This is a genomic window from Marinobacter sp. ATCH36 (assembly GCF_023555055.1).
In the GTDB taxonomy this organism is placed as follows: domain Bacteria; phylum Pseudomonadota; class Gammaproteobacteria; order Pseudomonadales; family Oleiphilaceae; genus Marinobacter.
Window position 1 is genome coordinate 1,324,214 of record NZ_JAMJPL010000001.1, and the last position, 26,917, is coordinate 1,351,130.

Here is a 26,917-nt window from a genome sequence, read left to right on the forward strand (position 1 = left end):
AAATTATTGGTCAGATGACCCGCATCAAAATGTGGGATGCCGGTATGCCCTAGAATGTTGGCCATCCCTGATGACCCCAGTTTCCGAACCCAGAGTTTCCGATATGACTGCCACCCCCGCAATGAAAACTGCCGAATCCACACTGCCGGAATTTATCTGGGACGAAGCGCTGATCCGCCGATACGATCTCAGTGGCCCGCGCTATACCTCCTATCCAACGGCCATTGAGTTCAACCAGAACTACCCGATAGAAGAAATGGTCAAGGCAGCGGCCCGCAGCAAGGCCAGTGACCGCCCACTGTCACTGTATACCCACCTGCCTTTCTGCGCGCACCTCTGTTACTACTGCGCCTGTAACAAGGTCATCACCAAGAAGCGCGACAAGGCCATGCCCTATGTTGAGCGGTTACTGAAAGAAGCGGCCATCCAGGCAAAACTGTTCGGCTCCGACCGGCCTGTGACGCAACTGCACTGGGGTGGCGGCACACCGACGTTCCTGCCGAAAGATGTCATGGAACATCTGATGGCCGGGTATGGCGAACTGTTCAACCTGCAGACCGGCGATGACCGGGATTACAGCGTGGAGATCGACCCCCGGGAAGTGGATCAGGACACCCTACCGACGCTATGGGATCTGGGCTTCAACCGCATCAGCCTTGGTGTGCAGGACTTGAATCCCCAGGTGCAGAAAGCCGTTAACCGGATCCAGCCCCGGGAAATGACCGAGGCCGTGCTGAACGAGGCCCGCCGGCTCGGTTTCCGGTCCATCAATCTGGACCTGATCTACGGCCTGCCGCACCAGACCCCGGAGAGCTTTGCGGAAACACTCGAAGCTGTTATCGAGATGTCCCCGGACCGATTGTCGGTATTCAGCTACGCCCACCTGCCGGACCGTTTCTATCCGCAAACCCGGATTCTGGCAGATACCCTGCCCACGCCGCAGCAGAAGCTGACCATCCTGCATAACACCATCAACCGGTTGCTGGAAGCAGGGTACGAATACATCGGCATGGACCACTTTGCCAAGCCGGACGACAGCCTGGCGGTGGCCCAGCGCGAAGGCCGGCTGCACCGGAATTTCCAGGGTTACACCACCCACTCCGAGTGCGATCTGGTTTCTCTCGGTGTTTCCGCGATAGGTCAGACCGATGATGCCTATTTCCAGAACAACCATGACCTGCCGTCCTGGGAAGCCGCCATTGATGCCGGCCAGCTCGCCATCACCAAAGGCGTGAACCTGACCCGGGACGACCAGATCCGCCGCTGGGTGATCGGCCAGTTGATCTGCCAGTTCCGGCTGGATCGCAAGCTGTTTGCGAACGTATGGCAGGAAGATCTGGATCGCTACTTTGCGGATGAGCTCAGCCGACTGAAACCGATGGAGCGCGATGAGCTGGTTGCCGATGACGGCCGGACTCTGCAGGTCCAGCCCGCTGGCCGGCTGCTGATTCGTGCCATTTGTCAGATCTTTGATCTGTATCGAAAGGAAGGTGCAAGCAAGCGGTTCTCGCGGATTATCTGACGCTGACAATCGTGCTCTGGTCGCCAGGTTAAAATGGATTCGGTACCCCTGCTGATGGGGTACCGAATCAAACCTGGTCTCAGGCCATCAAAGGCGCCAGAGCGGCATTAATGCGCTTGCCCTGATCCTCAGAAATCACCTGACCCAGCACCTGCACGAATCTCGGCTCCTGAACCCCGGATACGATGAACTGCCAGCGGTATGCGTCCAGAAACGCCTGGTGAACCTTGGCCATCTGTGCTTCTGAATAGGTCGGTCTCATCTTCTGGAAGTAGGTTGCGTCGGCCTGTGCTTGAGCCTGGATGATGCCATCGACAGCAGCGACCAGTTCAATCAGGTCGGTCACTGCCTGGTCGCGTTCCGCTTCGTTCAGCCTGGCATCCTCACGCAGCCACTCGAGCTCATCCATAATCGCGTGCTGGGATTCTTCCTTCCAATGATAAAGCAGTACGTCCTTGTAAAGCGGATCAAGATCCTGCTCGGGAGCAATGCTCTGCCGGTAATGGGCCTGGGTGAACAGCTCGATGTGAAGCGTGAGCCCAAGCACCGCCCAGGTTGATTTGCCAAGTACAACCCTGGCTACGTCGTTGGGTTTGGGGGCGAACTCATATCCCCAGGGCATGTGACGGGCGATCATCTTCTCAATGCGGCGGAACAGTTCCTGGTGTTTGAGTTCCTCATCGCTGAAGCGAACCAGGGCTTCAAGGGCAACCTGGTCTCCCATGAAATGTTCATGGCTCAGTTCCAGGATCTTGGCGCAGATAAAGCGCTCTACCAGACCAAACATGTTGGCGTAGGTGCGGCCCTGAACATGGCTGTACAGGCGCCGGTCGCTCTCGCTGAGGAACGGCAGGTCGTCCACACCGGACAGGCCGGCAGGAATAAAGGTCTTTCCGAAATCAAATTGCCGGCCACGGATAACATCCTGGTCGATGTCCCAGCGGACTCGTTTGGAAACTTCGATGCAGCGGGCGTAACGGTCAATGGTTGTGGGTTGGAGCATGGCGGTCATGGTTATATTCCCGTTTTCAGTTGTCGTCATTGGTCAATGGTGTCGCGTTACACGGCTTTTGCCTGGTGGAAGCGACGGTTCCAGATTAGGGCGGCAACGTATCCGGGGTGTGTCTGGAATTCGCGGGTTTGTAATCAAAATGTTTCAGCAAGAGCTATTTTCAGCGGTTTGAAAGATGCCGGGCCAGGAGTTCGTAAAGGGTAGTCAGCTCGACGGGTTTGCGTAGCAGCCCGACAGCCCCCGCTTCGCTCGCTTCGGTTTCCGTGAGCTGCTCACTGAATCCGGTATACAGGACCACCGGAAGGTTGGGATGGGTATGCTGCAGCTGTTGGCACAGCTGCAGCCCTGTCATTCGGGGCATGGTCTGGTCGGTGATGACCAGATTGAAGCTCTGTGTCGGAGAGGTTATCTGCTCAAGAGCTTCCGCACCGGAGGAGGTGATCGTTGTATCAAGCCCCCAGCCTTTTAGAAGATCCCCCATGTATTCAGCAACCATGGGTTCGTCATCGACCACGAGTACCCTGCCAGCCAGAGCGTGATGGGAAACTGGAGTTGAGGCCGTTGACTGGTCGCCACTGGACTGGGGTTTGGAGACTCCGGATTTCACCGGTGGCAACAGAATCCGGAACCGTGTTCCACTGCCAGGAGAGGAGTCCACCAGGATATGGCCACCATGGTCGTGAACGATTCCGTGGACCATTGCCAGCCCCATGCCACTGCCATGGCCGGATTTTTTGGTCGTGAAAAATGGCTCAAATATACGTTCAAGCACCGATTCCGGGATACCTTCCCCCTGATCACTGACCTCTATCCCAACCCAGGTGCCGTTGACCGGCTGATGGCACGAACGGCAGTGCAGGTCGTCCGGATGCCGGGTCTGGGCTACCGCGATGGTGAGGCGGCCACCTGCAGGCATAGCATCGCGCGCATTGATACACAGGTTGAGTAAGACCTGCTCGGTCTGGATCGGGTCCACCAGTATCTGTGCGCAGTTGCCCGGGATGCGTGTGCTCAGTTCTATGGTGGAGGGGAAGGTTCCGCGAATCAGGGCAACAACTTCGGGTATCAGGTCAGCAAGGTCCAAAGCCCTGGGGTGGCCATGCTGGCCGCGGCTGAAGGTCAGCATCTGCTGGATCAGGTTCTGGGCTTTCTGCCCGGCCGTTTGTACGTGATCCAGATACTTGGCCAGCGCGTTGTCCGGTGCCCCATCCACTTTTTCGCGGGCCATGGCGGTATAGCCCAATATCGTGGTCAGAATGTTATTGAAATCGTGGGCGATGCCCCCGGTCAGGTGGCCAATGGCCTCCATTTTCTGGGCCTGGCGCATCTGGTCTTCGCTTTTGCGCATTGCTTCTTCGTGTTCTTTACGCTCGGTGATGTCGCGGGTAAACGCGATGATGCGGTCGGTATCGCCCCGCGTAAAGCGCTTGAGCTTGACCTCTTCCCAGCGCAGGGTGCCATCCCGGTTACGGGAGCGCCATTCGAAACGGGTTGGCTTGCCCTGCCGCGCCTGCTCTATGTATCTGAGTGCTTCGGTTTCGGTGTACGGAGGGTAACCTGCACTCAGCTGGCCGATGGATAGCTCGCGGAACTGTTCCCTGGTGTGGCCGTAGATTTCGGTTGCGCGGGGATTTACATCCAGTATAGCGCCGGAGTGCAAATCGTGGATGAAGACGGCATCGTCCGTGGCCTCGAACAGCACCTTGAAGTTGGCATCGGAGCGTTGCTTGGCGGCCAGCACGTAACGCTGTTCCAACTCAAGTGCCGCGCGCACGGCAAATATTTTGAGAAGTGACTCGGTCAGCTCGGGCTGGGTAAGCGGCTTGGTATCAAGGATAGCCATAATGCCGATGGGCCGGCCGGTGGAGGCAAACAGGGGAATGGCGGCGTAGCCAATTGCACCCACCTCGCGTAAATGCAGATCAGGAAATAGCGCTTGCACGTTATTGCTGTAGTAGCGGTAGCACTGACCAACGACATTCCTGCAGGGAGTGCCATCCAGAGAGTAATCAAAGCCGTCGTTGCACTGGCCATTGAAATAGCCGCCAATGACGTGCACCACCTCCGTTTCCATACCGGCATGCAGTTCTCCCACGAAAGCGTGAGCCACTTCGAGAGCGCGGGTAATATTCAGCGCCAGTTCCCGGAAGATATTGTTATCACCAGGGTTGCTGGGGGCCTCCGCTGCCAGTCGCAGAGCTTCGATGATGCGTTTGTCCGGGCTGGTTGAAGCATTGGCGGGATGCATGGAGGGATTCTCCGGGCTCAAGCCGGGCCCGAGGGCACGTAGCGGTAACCTGCGCCTCGAACAGTTTTGATAAACTGTGGTTTGCCTGGAGTGCACTCGATTTTCTTGCGCAGGCGGGCGACGCGGATATCGATGCTGCGGTCGTACGGGTCCCATTCGCGATTTTGTGTCAGATTCAGTAAATGGTCGCGGCTGAGCACCCGGTTGGGCCGCTCAAGGAAGATTCTCAACAGCTTGAACTCCATGCTGGTGAACTCTACCTCGTTCCCGTTGCTGTCGAGCGCCCTATGGCTCTCCAGATCTACCCGGCATTGGCCAAAGCGATGCCAGATGGTGCTGCCGGAGGCTGGTGTAGCCGGCTGACCGGGAGGAACAACAGAATAGCGACGGGTAACGCTTTTTACTCGGGCCAGCAGTTCTCGCAGGTCAAACGGTTTGGCGATGTAATCGTCCGCTCCGACTTCGAGGCCGATGATGCGGTCAACAGTGTCACCGGCGCCGGAAACCATAATGATTCCGACGTTGTAATGCTCCCGAAGGTGACGGGCAAGAGACAGTCCGTCTTCGCCGGGCAGGGCAACGTCCAGCAAGACAAGCCGAGGGGACGATTCCCGGAGGAAAGCTTTCATTTCCGTGCCGTTTCCCGCCTGTAAAACGGAAAAGCCATGGGATGGCAGATATTCCGCCAGCATGCCCCGGATATCCGGGTCGTCGTCGACAACGAGGATGGTATTCATGGCGATGGGCCCAGCCATCTGCTGCCGGCAGAAATAGTCTGCCGGCATGTCTTCTAATTTTAGCAAAGCTTGCCGGAGTAGGCCTGAAAATATCTGATCCTGTAAAATCCGGGGTTAGCTGTACGCTGGCACCCGGAACTCATTGGCAAGATCCTGCAGCACTCTCGCCAGCCTCGCCTGTTCTCCGGTTACCTGGCTGATCTCCTGTGAGCCGGTCAGCGTCAGAATGGCAGCTTCGCTGACGGACTCCATGTTGCCCGCCAGTTCCCGCGTTACCGCCACCTGTTCTTCCGAGGCGGTGGCAATCTGGCTGGCCATATCGGCAATGCTGTTCACATCCGTGAGGATGCCTGCAAAGGTCTGCTCCAGATCAGAAGCCTGTTCGCTGGTGGCATTCGCCAGCTTGTGGCTTTCGGAAATCGAGCGGCTGGCGTTATCGGTAATGTCCCGGAAGCCGTTGATGATGTTTTCAATCTGGGTTGTGGATTCATGGGTCTGTTGCGCCAGAGTCCGGACCTCGTCGGCAACCACCGCAAATCCACGCCCGTGTTCACCGGCGCGGGCCGCCTCAATGGCCGCATTAAGTGCCAGCAGGTTGGTCTGATCCGCTACCTTGCGAATCACATCTACCACATCGCTGATCGACACGCTGCGGGTTTCCAGTTCCCCAATGACGTCATTCACTTTTTGAACCGAGTCAGCCAGAGAGCGAATGCTGCGGACGCTGCCGTGCAGTACCTGCTCGCCGGTGTGGCTCTTTTCCATGGCACTTTTTGCGGCATCAGCCACTTGTTGGGTATTGCGGGAAATCTCCTCGGAGGTGGCAGACATCTCTTCCGTGGCTGCCGCAACCTGCTCGATCTGTTGCTGCTGGTTTTTTACCTGGTGCGAGTTCTGTCCAGCGGTGGAGCTGGTTTCTTCGGTGGCTGTCGCCAACTGGATACTGGACTGGTCGATCTTTAGCAAGGCCTTGCCGAAGTGCCCGAACAGGTCATTGATGGCTTTGCCGACAGTGCCAACTTCATCGTTGCTGGAAATATCGATCTGACGGGTCAGGTCCTTGTTATCCATGGCAAACCGCACGCCGCTCAAAAGATTGCCAACCTGCAGGTTGATCGTCCGAATAATGAATAGCATGAGAACCAACACAGCCAGAATGGCACCAGCGGACACCGTGGAAGCGGTGATCAGCTCATTGCGGGCTTGGTTGACGCTATTTGCAGCCAGTGTGCGGGTTTCTCTCAGAATCGACCCGCGAACCTCGTTTAGGTTACCGATTCGACCGGTTGCTGTGGCGAACCAGTTCGGGGCATCCAGCGCGTACATACCGGAAGGGCTGCTGAACAGGGTTGCACGCTGTTCCTGCAGGGCCCGGCTGGACGTCGTTCCCGACTGTCTCTCAAGGGTTTTACGTAACGAGGAATCGGAAGGCAGCATTGCCAGTGCCAGGTTGAAGTAGGCCCGTTGCTGCCCACCAAGTTCAGCGATCTGGCGCACAGTGGGCAGATCAAAATCGCCGCTGCGAATCAGTGAGGCGCCGGTAGCCCGCTCCCGGCCCGCCATTTCTGCAGCTTCAGCGAGGGCATAATATGCATTGACGTCCCGGGTCAGCTCGGGGTCAGTCGAACGGCGGATGATGAGGGGTATGCGGTCAAGCAGGCCCATGACCAGAGCGGTGTAACGCTCAGCCGAGTCACTTGCGGCAATGCCACGGTTGTCCACGGAATTGCGCAGGGAGGCGAGATTGTTCAGTCCCTGGCCGACAGACTGGAAGCTTTGCTCGACGCTGGAATCAAATGTGTTCTCAGCAATGAGGGTACTGATTCCGGACTGATAGTCGGAGATGCGTGCGTCAGTCTGCCGTCGCTGGTCTGACAGTTCCCTTTGAGCCTCGCGCGCCGCATCCGTGCCCGGTTGGCTGGCAAAGAAAACCGCACTTCTGCCACGTTCTTTCTGCAGCGCTTCTGCCAGGGGATCTCCGGTTTCAGCAACCTCTACCATCGCGCGGAGTTGCTGCATGTCACCGAGCTTGCCGTAATTCAGCACAATGCTCTCGGCCGCGAAATAGAGAATAACCAGCAGGGCCGGCACCACCAGAGTGATGAGCTTGCCCCGCATGGAAAGGTTGTTGATGAGGTTCATGGCATTGCCTTTTCTGATTGGAATCTGTGTCCATTATCGCCGTGCGTATGCGGTGGGTTGTATCGGCGTGAGGGAGTAGGCGTGGAGGTAGTTTCTGTTCGGTAAGCGGCTGTAAGCGATTGTTATGGCGCTGATAACTATCCGGAAAACAGTCCCGTCGGTAGTAGTGCGTAGAGTACTACTGCAGAGGTATGAAGAGGTTGCAGGCAGGGCTGGTGACAAAGGTCAAGGCAGTGGCCGGTGCTTCCCGCTATCGTCGCCTTCACTATGCCAAACGGAGAATTTCATGGAACTTGTCTGCCCGGCCGGTAGCCTCCCGGCCCTGAAAACCGCCGTGGATAATGGCGCCGATGCGGTCTATCTGGGGTTCCGTGACAGCACCAACGCCCGCCAGTTTGCCGGCCTCAACTTCAACGATAAGCGCGCTGCAGAGGGCATCGACTATGCCCACCAGCGGGGCGCCCGCGTTTTCTGTGCCATCAATACCTACCCTCAGCCCAGTGGCTGGGAGCTATGGAAAGGCGCTGTCGACCGCGCCGCAAGCCTGGGCGTGGATGCCATCATCCTGGCCGATATGGGCCTGCTGGATTACGCCGCCAGCCGCCACCCCGATATTCCCCGTCACCTTTCCGTCCAGGGCTCCGCTACCAGTTACGAGGCCCTGTCTTTCTACAAGAACACCTTTGATATCCGCCGTGCAGTATTGCCCCGGGTATTGTCCCTGGACCAGGTGCGTGGCGTGGCAAAGCACAGCCCGGTAGAGCTGGAGGTGTTTGCCTTTGGCAGCCTCTGCATCATGGCGGAGGGGCGGTGCTATCTGTCTTCCTACCTAACCGACGAATCACCCAATACCCGGGGCGCCTGTTCACCGGCCAAAGCGGTGCGCTGGCAGGAAACACCGCAGGGTCTGGAATCGCGGTTGAACGAGGTATTGATTGACCGTTACGGGCAGGGGGAATCCGCCGGTTATCCAACCCTCTGTAAAGGCCGGTTCGAGGTGGAAGGCAATGTCTACCATGCCATTGAAGAGCCGGTCAGCCTGAACACCCTGGACCTGGTGCCGGAACTTCAGGCGCTGGGCATCAGTGCTGTGAAAATCGAGGGCCGTCAGCGCAGCCCTGCCTACATTGCCGACGTTGCGCGCACCTGGCGTCAGGCTCTGGACAACCTGACAGCTCATCCGGACAACTTCAGTGTTGAGCCTGAATGGCGAAATACTCTGTCTGGTCTTTCCGAGGGTGGTCTGACTACCCTCGGTGCCTATCATCGCAAATGGAAATAAGGTTTCAGTATCCATGATGAAGCTATCTCTGGGGCCAATCCTGTGGTTCTGGTCCAAACAAACCGTTTTCGATTTCTATGCCAATGCTGCTGAGTGGCCGGTGGACACCATCTACCTGGGTGAAGCCGTTTGCTCCCGCAGGCGGGAACTGAAGCCCGATGACTGGTTTGATCTGGCCCGTGACCTGAAAGCCTGTGGCAAGCAGGTGGTGCTATCTACCCAGACGCTGATTGAATCCGAAGCCGACCTGCGACGCCTGCGCAGGATCTGTGACCAGGGTGAATTCATGGTAGAGACAAACGACCAGAGCGCCCTGCAGGTGGCCATTCAGAACGATATTCCGTTTGTCACCGGCCCGTCGATGAACATCTATAATGTGGCGACCCTTAAAGTACTGGCAAAACAGGGGCTAAAGGGCTGGAACCTCCCCGTGGAACTGGGCCGGGAAACTCTGGGTGAGCTCATCAAAGGCTTGCAGGAGGAGGGTCTGGACTTGCCCGCCGAGGTATTTGCCTGGGGCTTCCTGCCGCTGGCCTGGTCGTCACGCTGTTTTACCGCCCGCCATTACAATCTGCCCAAAGACAACTGCGAGTTCCGCTGCCTGGAGCATCCGGACGGCATGGAACTGCGTTCTCGTGAAAGCCAGGAGCTGTTCCGGCTGAACGGTATTTCGACCCTCTCTGGCTCGCGCTACGACCTGATGCGGGAGCTGCCGGATATGGCGCGCATGGGAGTGTCTACCGTGCGCCTGAGCCCGGAACATCAGGGCATGGATGAAGTAGTCAGGCGGTTTGATCAGGTTCGCCATGACGAAATACCGGCAACCGATCCGCTGCAGTTGGTTGAGGCACCACCCTGCAACGGATACTGGTACGGCAAGCCGGGGATGGAGCTGGTAACGGCATGATGCTGGCTTAATGGAGCTTACCGAGGGGACCGGGCACGTTGTTTGTTGATTCTCCTTTTAAAGATGTATTGAAAATAATTGTATAATGGTTCTAAATGAAAGGGCTCTTGCACAAGGTTTGCAAGACATTACCTGATGGGAACCAAGGAGATCACAATGAACGCGGTAAAAAACAAGATGCTGATAATTCTGGCGGTGCTGGCCATTGCGCTGCCCATGTCTGTCCTGGCCGAGGAGGGCGACAAGTCCGAGAACTGGCTTCCCAGCCTTCAGACTGAAACGCCACAGGAAGGCTTTGAGCTTGCCATCAAGCTGTCTCGCATGGGGGTTAAAAGCACTCAGTCCAGCAAGGAGGTTCTGTTTCGTGAGCGAGAAAAATATTCGCAGGATGGTGAGGCCCTGATTCATGCATCCGAGGTAATTGCAGTGCATTTTCAGACGGTGGCCGCGGCCAACGACTACTGGAAATAAATGGGGTATCGATTTTTCAGAGGCTGTCCCAGCAGTAGTGCGCGATAGATTACGAGTCAGAAAGTCTAAGCGCGTGTGGTGAAGACCAGGTGATCTCGGACTGCCTGGTCCCTCAGCGCAACCTTATTATTCCTGGCTGAGTGCTTCCTGAGCCCACTGCCAAGCAGCGACTGTTGCCGGAAAGCCTAATGTGTTCATACCCAGAACCAGCGCGTGCTCAATTTCCTCGCGTGTGAGGCCTAATTCCAGACTGCGGCGAATGTGGGATTGTAACGCTGATTTGCGCCCGGCACCTACGCAAATGCCCAGCTTTACCAAAGCCCGCATTTTTTCATCCAGAGGTCCGGCATCGGCAAGGGTTTTACCGAGCTGTTTGTGTGCTTCTTGAAGCTCTGGAAACCGTTCGCTGAAGGCAACGAAGGTTTTGGGGAGTTCGCTGTCATGTTTATCCATTAGATTTCCTCGTTTGTGGGTTCCGCCCCGTCTCCAAGGTCGGTTCGAAACAGGTGGACAGATTTTGATCTGGAACAGAAACCTTACCTCACATTGAGGGAACCTTCCTGTGATTTTCCAATAACCATCGGTAGAAAACTGAAACCACCCGTCGGGAAAACCGCCCGCTCAGGTCGCTGGTCAGGAGCAGGCTCCAGCGTTTCGACAGCAGCAAGAAATTCCTCCATCAGAACTCTGAGCTCCATCCTGGCCAGTGGTGCCCCCGGGCAGACGTGAACGCCCGCGCCGTAAAGCAGGTTGTGGTCACGGTTCTTGTGTGGGCAAAACGCATCGGGATCACCGAAAACTCTCTCGTCGCGATTGGCCGACGCCCACAGGATGGTGATTTTCTCACCGGCGGGAACCTTTCTTCCGCCAATTTCCACATCCCGGGTTGTTACCCGGCGGTTGGACATCAGCGGCGCGTCCATCCGCAGTATCTCATCGATCGCCTCCGGCAGCGCGACGGAATCATTGGCCAGGCTCTGTCTCAGGTCCGGATGTTCAGCCAGGTAGCTTACAAGAATGGATACACTGGAGCTGATTGTGCCCAGTTCACCCACAGTCCAGTTCCGCAGAAGGCTGGTGAGCTCTTCATCGGTCATGGTTCGGCCATTGACGGTCTCTTCCATCAGTGAGGTGGTGACGTCTCTGAGGGCGTTGGCTCCAGCCCGGCGTCTGGTTTCCAGCAGGTCGTGAATGTAACCGTCGAACTCATGGGCAACGTCAGCCAGGGCCTCCCGGTCACGGGCCAGGGTTGCCTGGTGGTTTTTCAGAACCCATTCCCGCAAAGGTTCGTGAAGGGCGTCGGGCCACCCCATAAACGCGCACTGTATCTGCAGGGCAAAGTCCCTGCTGAACTCTTCAACAACATCGAACGGCCGACCATCCGGCAGGTTATTGACAAGGTTGCGGGCAATGCTGCGACAGGTTGGCTCGAATTCGCTCATTGCTTGCTGAGAGAAATAGGGCTCGATTACCTGTCGATAGGGGGTGTGTTCAGGTGGGTCCATGCCATTGGGGACCGAAAGATGGCTGGATGCCGCACTGCTGAATGTCTGGTGATCTTCCAGAACTTGCATGACATTGCCATGCCTGAATAACGTCCAGTGCTGGTAATCACTCCAGGCCACCGGGCATTCTGCGCGCATGGTGTCATAGGCCTGTATCTGATTTCCTAAAACCTCGTCAGCTCGGGGGTTCCAGTCAGGCTTGTGGAGGGCGTCGACCATTGCTAATCCTCGGGAAGAAAATAGATTCTTCCAGAGTATCAGGGGCCCAATTTACTTTCTTGAAGATAAATCAATTGGTGTCTGTTCAAGGACCCAAATTAAATAAGTCGCCGTCGCTGGTCAGACCCGGTCCCGCAGCAGCATGGTTTTGATGTGACCGATTGCCTTCATGGGGTTGAGACCTTTGGGGCAGTAAGCTGTGCAGTTGCTTATGCCGCGGCACCGAAACACGCTGAAGGAGTCTTCCAGTTTTTCCAGGCGCTCGCGTGTGGCGGTATCCCGGGAGTCGGACAGAAACCGGTAAGCCTGCAACAGGCCCGAGGGCCCGATATACTTCTCGGGGTTCCACCACCAGGATGGGCAGGCGGAGGTGCAGCAGGCACAGAGAATGCACTCGTATAAACCGTCCAGCTTTGCGCGGTCTTCCGGGCTTTGTAGTCTCTCGATTGCGGGATCTGGCGTATCGTTGATCAGCCAGGGCATAACCCGTTCGTACTGCTTGAAAAACAGTGACTGGTCAACCACCAGGTCCCGGATCACAGGCATGCCCGGAAGTGGCCGAATCTCCAGGACATTCTTTTTACCCAGGGCATCCGCTACGTTGGTAATACAACCCAGTCCATTGCGGCCATTAATGCTCAGCCCGTCGGAGCCACAAACGCCTTCCCGACAGGATCGGCGGAACGTCAGGGTAGGGTCCCGGGTTTTCAGGTGTTCCAGTACATCCAGCACCATGCGGTTCCGGTACTCGTCGCCAACCTCAACATCCTGACTGTGAGGTACTTCATCCTGTTCCGGGTGGTACCGGTAGAGTCGAACTGTGAAGCTGGACATGATGGCGCCTTTTTTGCTGAAAAAAAGGAGTGTAAGATGAACCTTAGCAGGGTATTTACGTTTCGCCATCACCCTCGCTTCACATAGGTCAATCGGTGGATATGAATAGTGTGGCCAGCATAGTCAGTTGGAAAAAGCCTTTGAAAAAACCAGTGGCTTCGCAGACAGGCACATTCATCCTGTCGGGTGCTAATACATTTCCAGTCTTCCTATGTCTCTGGACTGTAAACGCGCTTCAGCTTGCTGATTATCTGCCAGCTCCCGAAAGAGGTCAGCCTCCCGGCTGTTCTGGGCCAGCATGGACCGTAAGTCGTACATGTCGGTCAGAGTTTTGTGGGCCTGCATGATATTCTTGTGAACATCGTGAATGTCCTCGCAGCCGGTACACTCGGGTATATGGGACGGAATCTTTCGGCTGTCGAATTCCTGTGAATCCACCAGCCAGCTGTCCATCAGATCATCATCGGCATCCTGAAGAAAATCCTCCATCATTTCCGCAAGATGATGCTCACGGCTGGCCAGAAAGCTGAGCGCCATTTGCATGCGTTCATCAGCCTGGCTACTGGCCAGGGTTTCATACTGTTTTTCCAGCATTTCGTGGTAATCGGTTATCCATTCAATAAGGTCTTTCAGTTGTTTGAATGCCATGATCCTGCACTCCCTTCAGAACTGGAACCTCGGGAATAACACGTCCCGTTCCAGGTAAATTTGCTCAGACAACCTGAAGTCCAGAGCTTTCAGTTCCCGGTAAAACCGTTTCCAGGACCGGCATGCGGAATCCGGAGCCCGATAGTCCTTGGTCATTTTGCGTAGCTTTTTCAGTTGTCGCTTGATGACGGAATGCTCCTCATTCATCTGGGCGATCGGTGTGTCCGGGTTGGGTGGCTGGTCATGTTCCATCCGTTTCAGAACGTAAGCGTTCTCCCGCTCTATGTGATCAACCAGAATGTGCTCCAGCTTTTTGATGGCCAGCGTTATGCCCCGGGGTGTCTCCGGGTTGCCCCTGTGCACTGCCTCGATTTTGCGAGCGAGCCGGTGCAGCTTGGGCAATTGCTGAAGATGGCTGGCATCGTAGCCCCTCGATATGAGCTCCAGCAGCACGTCTGTGTCCAATTCTTCAATCGGTGGTTGTTGCTCGTTCATTGCTGACCCTCCTCTTTTGCTATAAGATATATATAGAATACATTAATATTGGTGTCAAGAACTGTTCTCATTTTCTCGGCACGCCGGGAGGTAACGATGACTTGCAACAAGCCGGAGCAAATAAAAGACAAGGTCTGGGATCAGCACTTGAGATGGCTGGATCTTGTCAGTAATGAGTGTAAAGCCAACCAGCTTAAGCGGGACCGTGAAAAACGCAGAAAAGGTGAGGTCGCTCGTGAACATCAACGCTGAAGTGACACCAGAAGCCCGTGACTGGCTGGTCACTCTGCTGACAAAGCAGGAAGTGCCCGGGATGGTGGCGCGGGGTTAAAATAGCGTGAAGCTCCATTCCAGGCTGTCCAGCAGATTTTTCAGCCCCAACCCGAGTTCCGTGTCGCCCTCAATAACCAGGCGCCGCTGAAAGAAGAGTTGATCCGGATCCTGCCGTCGTTCCGCAAGAGTTTTGAATGCCGCTAGAGAACCACGAATGGTGGCCTCCCCCGGTCCATCGATAACCCGCAGCCGGCCGGCCCAGAAACCGATGGTGATGCCAGGCTGCCCACCGGTGATTTCCAGCCGTATGCGGCGGCCCTCGAAATCGTCGAATTCACCGTCAGCGATTGCTTCTGCAAACAGGTAATTGAGCGGCGCTTCGGCGACCAGTTGTTTGAGCGGGGCCGGAGCCCTACGATCAATAATATCCAGCATTGGCGCAGGTGAGGGCAGGTACTCTTTCAGGACTGCAAAAGATTGATCAAGCAGTGCGCTGTTGGCAGGTAAAAACGCGGGTAATGAGAAAGCCATGGGTCACTCCGGGCGGCCAGAAAACCGGCCCAGAGTAACGGAAACCATGCCTGACTAATTTGATATAACTCAGCTCTTGTGAAGGCCTTCCTCCACCGCCCAGACGGCGACTTCCACGCGGGAACGCAGGTTCAGCTTCTTGAGCAGATGTTTGACGTGAACCTTTACGGTGCCGTCACTGATGTCCAGCTTGCGACCAATCATCTTGTTGGAAAGCCCCTCGGCAATCAGCCGCAGGATATCCTTCTCACGTGGTGTGAGGCTGTCAAAGTCCGGGCGTGACGCCTGTTGCGGTTTCTGGGAACGCAATGCCTGGGCCAGCAGAGCGGTCAGGCGGTCGCTGATGACCATCTTGCCTACTGCAGCCTGGTGCAGCTGCTTGATCATGTCTTCCGGTTCCATGTCCTTGAGCAGGTAGCCGTCGGCACCGGCCCTCAGCGCGGCGACCACATCGTCTTCATGGTCAGACACCGTGAACATGATAATGCGGGAGCTGATGCTCTCTTCACGCAGTTTTTTCAGCGCCTCAATGCCATTCATTTCCGGCATGTTGAGGTCCATCAGTACCAGGTCGGGTTCCAGCTCCTGTGCCAGTCGGATACCGTCAGCAGCATTGCTGGCTTCGCCGACCACCTGCATGTCGTCTTCCATCTCAATCAGTTGTTTTATGCCCTGACGAAGTAAAGGGTGATCATCAATCAACAGAATGCTTGCTGGTGAGTCGGACATGGTTCCTCTCAGTATTTGAAGTTGTGTTGCAACGCTCAGGCGCCAGTGGCTTCGGATGTAATCAGGTGCCTGCTCTTGGGTACAAAGCTCAGCGCCACTTCCACACCGCCATTATCACGGTTCAGGACGTTGACCTTCCCGCCCAGGGTGCGGGCCCGGTCCTGCATTATAATCAGGCCATAGTGCTGTGCCGGCTGGTCACCCGCTGGCAGCCCTTTACCATTATCAAGTATTCTGACCTTTACCCGCGGAGATTCAAACAGCACCTGCACCAGAATCTCCGATGCCTCGGAATGTTTAACGGCATTGGCCAGTCCCTCGCGGACGATCTGCAGGGTGTGGATTTCCTCGTTGGGAGACAGTGTCTGCGGCGGTAGGCCGTATTCCAGCTGGACTTTACTGCCCAGACGCTCGGAGAACTCCTCTACGGTCTGCCGCAAGGCCGTCGCCAGGTCCGGCGTGTCCAGTTTCAGCCGGAAAGTGGTCAGTAGCTCTCGCAGCTGACGGTAAGCGCTGTTCAGGCCGGTACTCAGTTCTTCGAGAATGTCGTGGTGAGTCTGTTCATGCTCACCCGCGATATTAAGACGGCGGAGTCGGGCGACCTGCATTTTCAGATAGGACAGAGACTGGGCCAGGGAATCGTGGAGCTCCCGCGCGATCACCGTGCGCTCTTCAACAAGTGTTAGCTGCTGCTCTTCAGTAATCTGGCGCTCCAGGAAGATGGCTGTGGCAAGTTGATCGCTCAGTGTTTCAAGTAAACGACGGGAGGTCTCGGAAAGACCCTTGCTGGCCGGATACCAGACCTCCAGAGTGCCCAGAAGTTGCCCTGGCGTGCGAATCGGTAACAGCAACCTTCGGCCATCGTTGTCGTCGGATGGCAGGTCATCAAATACTTCCGGGGTTACCAGGCAGGCATTGCAATGATGGTCCTTGCAGTAGAAGGGGCGCTCTTTCGTGGAGGTGGTAATGGCTTCTACCGGTTCGCTGGAGTTCTTGTCATGCAGGAACAAGCGGATGGGGCCAATGCCCAGCAACTGCTCCAGATCCTGGAGCATGGGGATGGCACCGCTGCAAAGGTCGTGATTGGCGAACAGGGAACGACTGGCGGAGTGGAGCAGTTCCAGGGCCGCGTGGCTTTTCTCCAGCTCACGGGTTTTTGCCATCGCATCTTCTTTTAGCTCGTTATAGCTCAGGGCCAGTTCGCTGGTCATCTGATCAAAGGCAGCCCCAAGCTGGGACAGCTCATCCGACCCTTTCAGGTTGGCCTTATGGGAGAAATCCTGTTCGCCTACCGCGACGGCGATATCCATCAGTTTGCGTAGAGGGCGTAGTACCCGCTTTTTGATATCCAGGAATAGCCCGAAAATGATAAGTATCGAGAACACCAGGCTGATGATCTGGATCAGGTGCAACAGATCGACGCGGGCTTCGGTCCGGTGCTCCAGCATGCTCACCAATTCATCTACTTCAGCCACATAGCGCTCCGTTACAGCAATCAGGTCTTCCGTCACGCGAGTGCTGTTTGGTGCATTGGCAACCAGTGCCGGCCGGAGCTCATCCTGCCAGAGGGATTCCATGGCCTGGTGCTGCCTCTTCAGGGGATGGTCGTCGGCTCCGGGAATGGCCCGGTTGAAACCTGGGTGGGCCATGCGTTCCTGATAGGTGTCCAGCCTGGCCATGAATGTGTTGGCATGATCTTCTGCCGGGTCGACCGCGGTGCGGGCCAGTAATTCATAGGCGCCCATACGCAATGAACCGGCAATGTTGATTGCGGTTGCATTGCCCTCGATGCTTCGTGATACGCCGAGGGTAGTCGCCATGCTGACGAGGGCGGTCAGTACGACAGCGCTGACGACAATGGCGATGCGTTTAACGAGGGGGCTGTTACGTGTCATCTGGTCTCTTCGTTGGGAACGGCGAATATGGCAGCTACCCCCTTGAGGATAGTCGGGCGCCCGTGACTACCCCGATAGGCGGTCCCCCATCATAGTCTTTGACCCTGTACAGGGCAAAACATGAAACTGAAAGTTGGCTTCTGATGGGTATTGTCATGCAGCAGTTCTCCGTTGGTGATGACGACGATAACGATAAACTGACCTCGCTGGCGGTGGTTCTTCCATTGGCGGTCGTTGGCTTTGTTATTTCTGCTGGCTGCTGGACCATCTTTGCCGTGGCGGGCGCTCATCTGAGAAATGCTCTGGCACTGGGCAGCCTGGAATTTGGCCTGTTATTGGCAATGCCAATGGCGGCGGGTGCGTTGTTGGCGGTGCCGGCTGGCATCGCTGCCCAAAAGGTAGGGGCGAGACGGGTAATGGTTGCCTGCCTGCTCGGCCTTGCTGTCTGCATGGCGCTGCTGTTGCTGGTGGACTCCTGGGCCGGTTACCTGCTGGTTGCTGCTGGCTTGGGCCTCGCTGGCGGATTCTACAGCGCAGGCCTTCAGTTCGTGACCTGCCATGCACCGCCCCGACATATGGGGCTGGTGCTGGGCATATTCGGTGCAGGGGTGACCGGTGCCGGATTGAACTACTATCTCGTTCCCCTGATTATGCAGGCGTTCTCCTGGAAAGGCGTGCCGCTTGCGTACCTCGTTGTACTTTTATTGGTCGCGGCCTTGTTGGTGTTGCTGACAGAGGATTCGGACGCGCGGTGTGATCCCGATGGTGAAACCAGTGCCCTTGGGTTATTGCGCGGCCTTGAAAGCTTCAGGGTATGGCGACAATACCTCTTCTTTGGCGTGGCTGCCGGAAGTTTCTTTTCTCTGGCATTGTGGTTGCCGGACTTTATATCGTCCCGTTTCCTGCTGACCATGGAGACCAGCGCCCGGTTGGCACTATGGTTTGTGATTCCGGGTGCTCTCGCCCAGATCGCGGGAGGGGGGCTTTCAGATCACTATGGATCCGGCCGGGTGGTGGTACGCTCGCTGGCAGCATCTCTGGTCGCTTTATTCGTGCTGTCTTATCCGCCGATGACATTGTTTGTTCAGGGAGTCGAGTCTGTAATCGCTGTGGAGATTGCCCTGCCGCTCTTTCTGGAAGCCTTCTTCATTGTGTTACTTGGTATGGCACTGGGCTCTGCCATGGGAGGCCTTCAACGGTTGGTCATCGGGGAAAACCGGAAGGCAGCTGCTTTTGCTGCCGGCCTGTTGCTTTTCAGTGCCTGCCTGATGGCTTTCCTGCTGCCTGTGCTTTTTGGCGCTGTGATCCATTGGCTTGGTGTTGGCACGGCCATGTTCATGATTCTGTTCGTGCTTCTTGCCGGCTGCCTGTTTCTGTTTGCCCGGGACTTTCGTCGCGAGGAGCGTTGGGCATTGTTCCGCAAGGGTGTATAGCGACCCTACCACCTGGGTGGTAGAGGTGAGTTATGTGGTAGTAACCACGCAGATTTCAGGGTTTTTCTCACACACAATGGTCTCAAATCGGAAGCACGATCCAGCAGACGGGTTGATGGAGAGAGAGACCATGAGTCATTTGATCGACAAACTGAATTACTTCAGGAAGAAGCGCGAGCCATTCGCAAACGGACACGGTGAAACCCACGAGGTCAGCCGCGAGTGGGAAGACAGCTACCGCCAGCGCTGGCAGCACGACAAGATCGTGCGTTCCACCCACGGGGTAAACTGCACTGGCTCCTGCAGCTGGAAAATCTACGTCAAGAACGGCCTGGTCACCTGGGAAACCCAGCAGACCGACTACCCCCGTACCCGCCCGGATCTGCCCAACCACGAGCCCCGCGGCTGCCCCCGTGGTGCCAGTTATTCCTGGTACATGTACAGCGCCAACCGCCTGAAGTACCCGCTGATGCGCAAGCATCTGATGAAGCTCTGGCGCGCAGCGAAAACAGAACACGGCGACCCGGTGGATGCCTGGGCTTCGATCGTGGAAGACCCCAAGAAAACCGCCGAGTACAAGCCCCGTCGTGGCATGGGTGGCTTCGTGCGTTCCAGCTGGGACGAGGTTAACGAACTGATTGCCGCCTCCAACGTCTACACCGCCAAACAGTACGGCCCGGATCGTATTATCGGCTTCTCGCCGATTCCGGCCATGTCCATGGTGTCCTACGCTGCCGGCAGCCGTTACCTGTCGATGATCGGTGGCGTATGCATGAGCTTCTACGATTGGTACTGCGACCTGCCGCCGGCCTCTCCGCAAACCTGGGGTGAGCAGACCGACGTGCCGGAATCCGCGGACTGGTACAACTCCGGCTACATTATCGCCTGGGGCTCCAACGTGCCCCAGACCCGTACCCCGGATGCCCACTTCTTCACCGAAGTGCGTTACAAGGGCACCAAGACCGTTGCCATTACGCCGGACTACGCGGAAGTCTCCAAGCTTTCCGACGAGTGGCTGAACCCCAAGCAGGGCACCGACGCCGCTCTGGGCATGGCCATGGGCCACGTAATCCTGAAAGAATTCCACGTCGACAAGCCCAGCGAGTATTTCACCGACTACGTACGCCGCTACACCGACATGCCGTATCTGGTCATGCTGGATCAGCGTGAGGATGGCCGCTATGTGCCGGGCCGCTTCCTGCGCGCCAGTGATCTGGTGGACGGCCTCGGGGAAGAGAACAACCCTGAGTGGAAAACCATTGCCATCGACGAGAAGACCAACCAGCTGACTGCGCCCAACGGCTCCATCGGATATCGCTGGGGCCAGAAGGGTAAGTGGAACCTGAAGCAAACAGCAGACAGCAACGATGTGGAACTGCAGTTGTCCATGGTCGAGAAGCATGACGACGTCGTCGATGTGGCCTTCCCGTACTTCGGCGGTATCGAGCACGACCATTTCAAGAGCGTGGAGATCTCCGACACCCTGACCCACAAATTGGGCAGCCGCAAAGTACAGCTGGCCGATGGCAGCGAGGGCCGAGTGGTCACCGTTTATGACCTGATGGTGGCCAACTACGGCATCAGCCGCAACCTGGGTGACGATGATGGCGCCACTTCCTATGACGAGGTGAAGCCCTACACCCCGGCCTGGCAGGAAAAAATTACCGGTGTTCCCGCCGACAAAGTGATCCGCATTGCCCGTGAATTCGCCGACAACGCCGATAAAACCAAGGGTCGCTCCATGGTCATCGTCGGTGCCGGTATGAACCACTGGTACCACATGGACATGAACTACCGTGGCCTGATCAACATGCTGATCATGTGTGGCTGTATCGGCCAGAGCGGTGGTGGCTGGGCCCACTATGTCGGCCAGGAAAAACTGCGCCCGCAGACCGGCTGGCAGCCATTGGCCTTTGGTCTGGACTGGCAGCGTCCGCCGCGCCACATGAACTCTACGTCCTTCTTCTACGCCCACTCCGGCCAGTGGCGCTATGAGAAGCTGGGTGTGGACGAAATCCTGTCGCCGCTGGCGGACAAGTCCAAATTCAGTGGCAGCCTGATCGACTACAACGTACGTGCCGAGCGCATGGGCTGGCTGCCGTCTGCACCGCAGCTGAACCGAAACCCGCTGGGCATTGCCGCAGAAGCCGAGAAGGCAGGCATGGAAGTGGCGGATTACGTGGCCCAGTCCATGAAAGACGGCTCCCTGGCCTTTGCCAGTGAAGACCCGGAAGCGAAGCAGAATTGCCCGCGCAACCTGTTTGTCTGGCGCTCCAACCTCCTGGGTTCATCCGGTAAGGGCCACGAATACATGCTCAAGTACCTGCTGGGTACCAAGAGTGGACTGCAGGGTAAGGACCTTGGCCACCAGGGTGGTGCCAAACCGACAGAGGTCAAGTGGCACGACGAGGCGCCGGAAGGCAAGCTTGACCTGCTGGTCACCCTGGACTTCCGCATGTCCACCACCTGTCTGTATTCAGACATCGTTCTGCCAACGGCCACCTGGTACGAGAAGAACGACCTGAACACCTCGGACATGCACCCGTTCATCCACCCGCTGACCGCCGCCACCGACCCGGCCTGGGAAGCGCGCAGTGACTGGGAAATCTACAAGGGCATCGCCAAGGCGTTCTCGAAAGCTACCGAAGGCCACCTGGGCGTCGAAAAAGACGTGGTCACCCTGCCGTTGCTGCACGATGCGCCGGCGGAATTGGGCCAGCCCTTCGATGTGAAGGACTGGAAGCGGGGCGAATGCGACCTGATCCCGGGCAAGACCGCGCCCAGCTTCATCACCGTTGAGCGGGACTATCCGAACACCTACGCACGGTTCACCTCCCTTGGGCCTCTGATGGACAAGCTGGGTAACGGCGGTAAGGGCATCAACTGGAACACCGAGAAAGAAGTGAAGTTCCTCGGCGACCTGAACTTCAAACATATCGACGGCGCCAACGCAGGCCGGCCGAAGATCGAAAGCGCGATTGATGCCGCCGAAGTGATTCTGACCCTGGCCCCGGAAACCAACGGGCAGGTGGCGGTGAAGGCCTGGGCTGCGCTGTCAGAAATGACCGGCCTGGACCACACCCACCTGGCGAAGAACAAGGAAGAGGAAAAGATCCGCTTCCGGGACATCGTGGCGCAGCCGCGCAAGATTATCTCAAGCCCGACCTGGTCTGGCCTGGAAGATGAACATGTGTCCTACAACGCCGGTTACACCAACGTTCACGAGCTGATCCCCTGGCGCACCCTGACCGGTCGTCAGCAGTTCTACCAGGACCATGAGTGGATGCGCGCCTTCGGTGAAAGCCTGCTGGTCTACCGTCCGCCCATCAACACCAAGGCAATGGCACCCATGTTGGGCAAGAAGCCTAACGGAAACCCCGAGAAGGCACTGAACTTCCTGACGCCACACCAGAAATGGGGTATCCACAGCACCTACAGCGACAACCTGCTGATGCTGACCCTGTCCCGCGGTGGCCCGATTGTCTGGCTGAGTGAAGACGACGCGAACGAGATCGGCGTGGAAGACAACGACTGGATTGAGGTATTCAATGCCAACGGCGCTATCGCGGCCCGGGCGGTGGTCAGCCAACGGGTTATGCCTGGCATGGTGATGATGTATCACGCCCAGGAACGGGTGGTGAACATTCCGGGCTCCGAGATCACCGGCACCCGGGGTGGTATCCACAACTCGGTTACCCGGGTCTGCCCGAAACCGACCCATATGATCGGTGGTTATGCCCAGTATTCCTACGGCTTCAACTACTACGGCACCGTGGGCTCCAACCGTGACGAGTTCGTGGTGGTGCGCAAAATGCACAACGTCGACTGGCTCGACGGCGAAGGCAATGACACTGTTCAGGAGGCTGTAAAATGAAAATCCGTTCCCAAGTTGGCATGGTACTGAACCTGGACAAGTGCATCGGATGCCACACCTGTTCCGTCACCTGCAAAAACGTATGGACCAGCCGTGAAGGCATGGAATACGCCTGGTTCAACAACGTCGAGACCAAGCCCGGTATCGGCTACCCCAAAGAGTGGGAGAACCAGGACAAGTGGAAGGGCGGCTGGATGCGTGACAGCTCCGGCAAAATCCGCCCGAAGATCGGTGGCCGCTTCCGGATCCTGGCGAACATCTTCGCCAACCCGGATCTGCCCCAGATCGACGACTACTACGAGCCGTTTGATTTCGACTACCAGCATCTGCACACCGCCGGTGACAGCAAGCACCAGCCGGTCGCCCGGCCCCGCTCGCTGATATCCGGCCAGCGCATGCAGAAAATCGAATGGGGCCCGAACTGGGAGGAAATCCTGGGCACCGAGTTTGCCAAGCGCCGCAAGGACAAGAACTTTGACCAGGTGCAGGCGGACATTTACGGCCAGTTCGAAAACACTTTCATGATGTACCTGCCGCGTCTGTGCGAGCACTGTCTCAACCCCACCTGCGTAGCCAGCTGCCCGAGTGGCGCCATCTACAAGCGTGAGGAAGACGGTATTGTACTGATCGACCAGGACAAGTGCCGCGGCTGGCGGATGTGTGTATCCGGCTGCCCGTACAAGAAAATCTACTTCAACTGGAAGACCGGCAAGTCCGAGAAGTGCATCTTCTGCTATCCGCGTATTGAAGCCGGGCTGCCGACCGTGTGCTCCGAAACCTGCGTCGGCCGGATTCGCTACCTGGGCGTGCTGCTTTACGACGCCGACCGTATCGAGGAAGTGGCCAGCACCCCGGGCGAGCATGAGCTGTACGAGAAGCAGCTGGAAATCTTCCTGGACCCGAACGATCCGAAAGTCATCGAGCAGGCGAAGAAAGACGGCATCCCGATGAATGTCATCGAAGCCGCCCAGCAGAGCCCGGTCTACAAGATGGCGGTGGACTGGAAACTGGCCCTGCCGCTGCATCCGGAATACCGCACCCTGCCCATGGTCTGGTACGTGCCGCCCCTGAGCCCGATCCAGTCTGCTGCGGAAGCCGGCAAGGTTGAGTTTGACGGCATTTTGCCGAAGATCGAAAGCCTGCGAATTCCGGTGAAATACCTGGCCAACCTGCTCACCGCCGGTGACGAGAAGCCGATTGTCCGTGCCCTCAAGCGGATCATGGCCATGCGCCTTTACAAGCGGGCGGAAACCGTGGAAGGCAAGGAAGACTTGCGGGCACTGCAGGAAGCCGGGTTGACCAAGGCCCAGGCTGACGAAATGTACCGTTACCTGGCCATCGCCAACTACGAGGACCGCTTCGTGATTCCCACCAGCCATCGTGAGCTGGCCAAGGAAGCCTTCCCGGATGCTGACGCCTACGGTGAGCGCAACGGTTGCGGTTTCAGCTTCGGCGACGGCTGCAATGGCGATAGTGAGTTCAACATGTTTGGTGGCCGCAAGCAGACCACAAGCATGGTCCAGAAACTGTCTACCGTTAAGCAGGTAGATCCGAAGCAGCTGCAGGAATAAGGAGGCCAAAATGCAACTTTTAAAAGTAATAGCGCGGGTGCTCGAGTACCCCACCGACGAACTTCAGGCCTCCAAAGACGCGCTGGTAGCCGCAGTCCTGGAAGATAACCGGCTGCCACGGAAGAACAAAGAACAGCTCCTCCGGTGCATCGACCTGGTGTGCGACGGTGACCTGCTGGATATGCAGGAAAACTACGTGGGCACGTTCGATAAGGGCAGGGCAACGTCCCTGCTGCTGTTTGAGCACGTGCACGGCGAGTCCCGTGATCGTGGCCAGGCCATGGTGGACCTGATGGAGCAGTATCGCGCCAACGGCCTGGAAATCGATGCCAAGGAGCTGCCGGATTACCTGCCGCTGTTCCTGGAGTATCTCTCTACCCGGCCGTGGGATGAGATCAGGAACTGGCTGGAAGACATCCATCATATCCTTGGACTGTTAGGCGAAAGACTTTACCAGCGTGAAAGTCTCTATCACGTAATTATGGATTCACTGCTGGTGCTGTCTGGTCGTGAGGCGAACCGTCAGGAGCTGGCGCAGATCGTGGCTTCGGAAGAGCGCGATGACACGCCGGAGGCCCTGGACAAGGTCTGGGAAGAAGAAATGGTTAAGTTTGTGGACGATCAGGGCAGTTCCTGCGCAACCGGTGGCGTTGTAGGCCAGCGCCGCCGCGAACTGGAACAGACCCAGACCATCCACCTGAGTGATCAGCTGATGACGGACGCAACACCCCGTCAGGCGGGGCGCGCCTGACGGCGCAGGAGGAAACGACAATGTCTTACCTGAACACACTGTTATTCGGAATCTACCCGTACATCGCCCTTGCCGTGCTCGTGATCGGCACCTGGGCCCGGTACGATCATGGGCAATTCACCTGGAAGGCCCATTCCAGCCAGATACTGAGCAAGAAAAACATGGTAATGGCCAGCGTGCTGTTCCATGTCGGCGTACTGGTGATCTTCTTCGGCCATCTGGTGGGCCTGCTGACGCCTCATGCACTATATGAGCCGTTCATGACACCCGGCACCAAACAGATCTTGGCGATCGTGGTGGGCGGGATTGCCGGCGCAATGGCCATTGTTGGTGGTGGCATGCTGGCCTGGCGCCGGTTGACCGACCCCCGCGTAAAAGCCAGCAGCACCTTCGCTGACAATGCGATCATCATCATTCTGGTGGTTCAGTTGGTGCTGGGCATGCTCACCATCCTGCCCACCATGGGCCACCTGGATGGCAGCACCATGCTCAAGTTCTCCGCCTGGGCCCAGGGTATCTTCACCCTGCAGGGTGGCGTGGCAGACTACATCGCCGACGTGCACTGGATCTACAAGACCCACATCTTCCTGGGCCTGACCATCTTCGTGCTGTTCCCGTTCACCCGCCTGGTACACATGCTAAGCGTGCCGGTGGAGTATTTCGGACGCAAATACCAGGTGGTGCGCAAGCGCGCTTAAGGAGAAACATGATGCAACTTATCCCTGTTGGCAACGCTGAAAAGCCCAGAAACCAGTTCCCGCCGGTGACTGTGGGCGACACTCTGATCGGCGAAGACGACATCGCCCGGGAACTGCAACACCACCCGGCCGAAGAAGTCGCCGAAGCCTGGCACGAAGCCGCCAAAAGCCTCGTCATCCGCGAACTCCTCTTGCAACAGGCCAGCCGCCTGAACCTGGATGATATCGCCGACGAAGAAGACCGCATCGCCCGCGTGCTGGAACTGGAACTCAACGTACCCGACCCCAGCGAACAGGACTGTGAACGCTTCTACGCCGCCAACCCCGGCCGCTTCCGCAGCCCGACCCTGATGGCTGTCAGCCACATCCTCCTGGCGGCAGCCCCGGACGACGTCCAGGAACGCATGCGCCAGGAAGAAGCCGGCCGACAACTGCTTTCGTCCCTACTCGATGGCCGTGCCCAATTCGCAGAACTGGCCAAACAATACTCAGCCTGCGAATCCCGCCACCAGGGCGGCAGCCTCGGCCAGATCAGCAAAGGCCAGACCGTCGAAGAATTCGAACGCCCGGTCCTCTCCCTCCAGGAAGGCCTGAACCCGGAACTGATCGAAACCCGCTACGGCTGGCACCTGGTCCGCATCGACCAGCGCATTGACGGTGAGCAGTTACCTTACGAGCACGTTAAGCCCCAGATCCGGCAGTACCTGAGCGAAAGCGTGACCAGACGGGCCTTCCGGCAATACCTGCAGGTACTGGCAGCGGAAACCGGTGTCGAAGGTGTCGATCTGGAAATACCTGATTCGCCGTTGATGCAGTAAAGCGTCCACCCGAAAACTCTGGAGACTGGCGGGGGCCTCCTTTCCAAAACTGTGCGGAGCCATGGATGGCGGAGCTCAAGCGTCACATGGACGTGCCGAAGGAGCGTGTTTCGGAAAGGAGGCCCCCGCCAGTCTGCGCGCCAGAGACCAAGCGCCACGTGGATGGGCTTGAGCGTGTTTTGGACAGGGGTTCCCCGCCAGCCTATGCACCAAAGACCATCTTTGAGGTAAGTCAATTACTCAGTAATAACCCCCCATCTACCCCCATAGGGGGAGCGATTTTCCCCCCAAGCCCCTCTACTATAAAACCAGATATGAAATG

Annotated in this window: 22 protein-coding genes; 10 read left to right on the forward strand and 12 right to left on the reverse strand. The window is 57.2% G+C overall.

The features are described from left to right. Window positions 1-103 precede the first annotated feature (103 nt). Window positions 104-1,522, forward strand: a complete 1,419-nt coding sequence (gene hemN, locus M8010_RS05970) for an oxygen-independent coproporphyrinogen III oxidase (RefSeq protein ID WP_250089634.1) — start codon at window positions 104-106, stop codon at window positions 1,520-1,522. Window positions 1,523-1,601: 79 nt separating this feature from the next. On the opposite strand, the gene M8010_RS05975 is transcribed toward hemN, so the two are convergent. The 4 genes from M8010_RS05975 to M8010_RS05990 form a co-directional block, all read right to left on the reverse strand. Next, window positions 1,602-2,534, reverse strand: a complete 933-nt coding sequence (locus M8010_RS05975) for a hypothetical protein (RefSeq protein ID WP_250089635.1) — start codon at window positions 2,532-2,534, stop codon at window positions 1,602-1,604. A 160-nt stretch (window positions 2,535-2,694) separates the two neighbouring features. Continuing rightward, window positions 2,695-4,782, reverse strand: coding sequence for a hybrid sensor histidine kinase/response regulator (locus M8010_RS05980; RefSeq protein ID WP_250089636.1), 2,088 nt, complete (start codon window positions 4,780-4,782; stop codon window positions 2,695-2,697). A 17-nt stretch (window positions 4,783-4,799) separates the two neighbouring features. After that, entirely contained in the window at window positions 4,800-5,585 is a 786-nt protein-coding gene (locus M8010_RS05985; protein ID WP_250089637.1) for a response regulator, read from the reverse strand. 48 nt (window positions 5,586-5,633) lie between these two features. Next, window positions 5,634-7,661, reverse strand: a complete 2,028-nt coding sequence (locus M8010_RS05990; RefSeq protein ID WP_250089639.1) for a methyl-accepting chemotaxis protein — start codon at window positions 7,659-7,661, stop codon at window positions 5,634-5,636. 286 nt (window positions 7,662-7,947) lie between these two features. On the opposite strand from M8010_RS05990, the gene ubiU reads away from it, so the two are divergent. The 3 genes from ubiU (at window position 7,948) to M8010_RS06005 (ending at window position 10,321) form a co-directional block, all read left to right on the forward strand. Then, window positions 7,948-8,943 (forward strand): ubiquinone anaerobic biosynthesis protein UbiU, encoded by a 996-nt coding sequence (gene ubiU, locus M8010_RS05995; protein WP_250089640.1) that lies wholly within the window; start codon window positions 7,948-7,950, stop codon window positions 8,941-8,943. A gap of 13 nt (window positions 8,944-8,956) precedes the next feature. Beyond that, window positions 8,957-9,850: a U32 family peptidase gene (locus tag M8010_RS06000; RefSeq protein ID WP_250089641.1), complete on the forward strand. Its 894-nt coding sequence runs from the start codon at window positions 8,957-8,959 to the stop codon at window positions 9,848-9,850. A 156-nt stretch (window positions 9,851-10,006) separates the two neighbouring features. Continuing rightward, entirely contained in the window at window positions 10,007-10,321 is a 315-nt protein-coding gene (locus M8010_RS06005; protein WP_250089642.1) for a hexameric tyrosine-coordinated heme protein, read from the forward strand. Window positions 10,322-10,447: 126 nt separating this feature from the next. Here the strand turns inward: M8010_RS06005 and M8010_RS06010 are convergent, their stop codons facing one another. The 8 genes from M8010_RS06010 to M8010_RS06045 all read right to left on the reverse strand — a co-directional run bounded on the left by M8010_RS06010 (window position 10,448) and on the right by M8010_RS06045 (window position 17,450). Then, window positions 10,448-10,774 carry a carboxymuconolactone decarboxylase family protein gene (locus M8010_RS06010; protein WP_250089643.1) on the reverse strand — a complete coding sequence of 109 codons (327 nt, stop codon included), beginning with the start codon at window positions 10,772-10,774 and terminating at the stop codon, window positions 10,448-10,450. 83 nt (window positions 10,775-10,857) lie between these two features. Next, window positions 10,858-12,045, reverse strand: coding sequence for a cytochrome P450 (locus M8010_RS06015; RefSeq protein WP_250089644.1), 1,188 nt, complete (start codon window positions 12,043-12,045; stop codon window positions 10,858-10,860). 120 nt (window positions 12,046-12,165) lie between these two features. Further along, complete coding sequence (locus tag M8010_RS06020; protein ID WP_250089645.1) at window positions 12,166-12,879, reverse strand: succinate dehydrogenase iron-sulfur subunit; 714 nt, start codon at window positions 12,877-12,879, stop codon at window positions 12,166-12,168. Window positions 12,880-13,068: 189 nt separating this feature from the next. Further along, on the reverse strand, window positions 13,069-13,527 hold the full coding sequence (locus tag M8010_RS06025) for a hypothetical protein (protein ID WP_250089646.1): 459 nt from the start codon (window positions 13,525-13,527) through the stop codon (window positions 13,069-13,071). A gap of 15 nt (window positions 13,528-13,542) precedes the next feature. Beyond that, window positions 13,543-14,022 carry a hemerythrin domain-containing protein gene (locus M8010_RS06030; protein ID WP_250089647.1) on the reverse strand — a complete coding sequence of 160 codons (480 nt, stop codon included), beginning with the start codon at window positions 14,020-14,022 and terminating at the stop codon, window positions 13,543-13,545. A 327-nt stretch (window positions 14,023-14,349) separates the two neighbouring features. Beyond that, window positions 14,350-14,826 carry a ubiquinone anaerobic biosynthesis accessory factor UbiT gene (ubiT, locus tag M8010_RS06035; RefSeq protein ID WP_250089648.1) on the reverse strand — a complete coding sequence of 159 codons (477 nt, stop codon included), beginning with the start codon at window positions 14,824-14,826 and terminating at the stop codon, window positions 14,350-14,352. A gap of 69 nt (window positions 14,827-14,895) precedes the next feature. After that, on the reverse strand, window positions 14,896-15,555 hold the full coding sequence (gene narL, locus M8010_RS06040; RefSeq protein ID WP_250089650.1) for a two-component system response regulator NarL: 660 nt from the start codon (window positions 15,553-15,555) through the stop codon (window positions 14,896-14,898). Between the two features lie 35 nt (window positions 15,556-15,590). Further along, the gene (locus M8010_RS06045; protein WP_250089651.1) at window positions 15,591-17,450 is read right to left on the reverse strand and encodes a histidine kinase; all 1,860 of its coding nucleotides are present in this window, start codon (window positions 17,448-17,450) and stop codon (window positions 15,591-15,593) included. Window positions 17,451-17,605: 155 nt separating this feature from the next. Between M8010_RS06045 and M8010_RS06050 the strand changes: the two genes are divergently transcribed. The 6 genes from M8010_RS06050 to M8010_RS06075 all read left to right on the forward strand — a co-directional run bounded on the left by M8010_RS06050 (window position 17,606) and on the right by M8010_RS06075 (window position 26,595). After that, window positions 17,606-18,883, forward strand: a complete 1,278-nt coding sequence (locus M8010_RS06050; RefSeq protein WP_250089652.1) for an MFS transporter — start codon at window positions 17,606-17,608, stop codon at window positions 18,881-18,883. A 130-nt stretch (window positions 18,884-19,013) separates the two neighbouring features. After that, window positions 19,014-22,757: a nitrate reductase subunit alpha gene (locus M8010_RS06055; RefSeq protein ID WP_250089653.1), complete on the forward strand. Its 3,744-nt coding sequence runs from the start codon at window positions 19,014-19,016 to the stop codon at window positions 22,755-22,757. After that, window positions 22,754-24,328, forward strand: coding sequence for a nitrate reductase subunit beta (gene narH / locus M8010_RS06060; RefSeq protein WP_250089654.1), 1,575 nt, complete (start codon window positions 22,754-22,756; stop codon window positions 24,326-24,328). The genes M8010_RS06055 and narH overlap by 4 nt, the downstream gene beginning before the upstream one ends. Before the next feature lie 10 nt (window positions 24,329-24,338). Beyond that, complete coding sequence (gene narJ, locus M8010_RS06065) at window positions 24,339-25,079, forward strand: nitrate reductase molybdenum cofactor assembly chaperone (RefSeq protein WP_250089655.1); 741 nt, start codon at window positions 24,339-24,341, stop codon at window positions 25,077-25,079. 20 nt (window positions 25,080-25,099) lie between these two features. Next, window positions 25,100-25,777 carry a respiratory nitrate reductase subunit gamma gene (gene narI, locus M8010_RS06070; protein WP_250089656.1) on the forward strand — a complete coding sequence of 226 codons (678 nt, stop codon included), beginning with the start codon at window positions 25,100-25,102 and terminating at the stop codon, window positions 25,775-25,777. Between the two features lie 11 nt (window positions 25,778-25,788). Then, window positions 25,789-26,595, forward strand: coding sequence for a peptidylprolyl isomerase (locus M8010_RS06075; protein WP_349666095.1), 807 nt, complete (start codon window positions 25,789-25,791; stop codon window positions 26,593-26,595). Window positions 26,596-26,917: the final 322 nt, after the last annotated feature.

Coding starts and splice junctions, on each gene's coding strand:
- hemN (WP_250089634.1), top strand. CDS start 104: ATGACTGCCACCCCCGCAATGAAAACTGCCGAATCCACACTGCCGGAA.
- M8010_RS05975 (WP_250089635.1), bottom strand. CDS start 2,534: ATGACCGCCATGCTCCAACCCACAACCATTGACCGTTACGCCCGCTGC.
- M8010_RS05980 (WP_250089636.1), bottom strand. CDS start 4,782: ATGCATCCCGCCAATGCTTCAACCAGCCCGGACAAACGCATCATCGAA.
- M8010_RS05990 (WP_250089639.1), bottom strand. CDS start 7,661: ATGAACCTCATCAACAACCTTTCCATGCGGGGCAAGCTCATCACTCTG.
- ubiU (WP_250089640.1), top strand. CDS start 7,948: ATGGAACTTGTCTGCCCGGCCGGTAGCCTCCCGGCCCTGAAAACCGCC.
- M8010_RS06000 (WP_250089641.1), top strand. CDS start 8,957: ATGATGAAGCTATCTCTGGGGCCAATCCTGTGGTTCTGGTCCAAACAA.
- M8010_RS06005 (WP_250089642.1), top strand. CDS start 10,007: ATGAACGCGGTAAAAAACAAGATGCTGATAATTCTGGCGGTGCTGGCC.
- M8010_RS06010 (WP_250089643.1), bottom strand. CDS start 10,774: ATGGATAAACATGACAGCGAACTCCCCAAAACCTTCGTTGCCTTCAGC.
- M8010_RS06015 (WP_250089644.1), bottom strand. CDS start 12,045: ATGGTCGACGCCCTCCACAAGCCTGACTGGAACCCCCGAGCTGACGAG.
- M8010_RS06020 (WP_250089645.1), bottom strand. CDS start 12,879: ATGTCCAGCTTCACAGTTCGACTCTACCGGTACCACCCGGAACAGGAT.
- M8010_RS06025 (WP_250089646.1), bottom strand. CDS start 13,527: ATGGCATTCAAACAACTGAAAGACCTTATTGAATGGATAACCGATTAC.
- M8010_RS06030 (WP_250089647.1), bottom strand. CDS start 14,022: ATGAACGAGCAACAACCACCGATTGAAGAATTGGACACAGACGTGCTG.
- ubiT (WP_250089648.1), bottom strand. CDS start 14,826: ATGGCTTTCTCATTACCCGCGTTTTTACCTGCCAACAGCGCACTGCTT.
- narL (WP_250089650.1), bottom strand. CDS start 15,555: ATGTCCGACTCACCAGCAAGCATTCTGTTGATTGATGATCACCCTTTA.
- M8010_RS06045 (WP_250089651.1), bottom strand. CDS start 17,450: ATGACACGTAACAGCCCCCTCGTTAAACGCATCGCCATTGTCGTCAGC.
- M8010_RS06050 (WP_250089652.1), top strand. CDS start 17,606: ATGCAGCAGTTCTCCGTTGGTGATGACGACGATAACGATAAACTGACC.
- M8010_RS06055 (WP_250089653.1), top strand. CDS start 19,014: ATGAGTCATTTGATCGACAAACTGAATTACTTCAGGAAGAAGCGCGAG.
- narH (WP_250089654.1), top strand. CDS start 22,754: ATGAAAATCCGTTCCCAAGTTGGCATGGTACTGAACCTGGACAAGTGC.
- narJ (WP_250089655.1), top strand. CDS start 24,339: ATGCAACTTTTAAAAGTAATAGCGCGGGTGCTCGAGTACCCCACCGAC.
- narI (WP_250089656.1), top strand. CDS start 25,100: ATGTCTTACCTGAACACACTGTTATTCGGAATCTACCCGTACATCGCC.
- M8010_RS06075 (WP_349666095.1), top strand. CDS start 25,789: ATGCAACTTATCCCTGTTGGCAACGCTGAAAAGCCCAGAAACCAGTTC.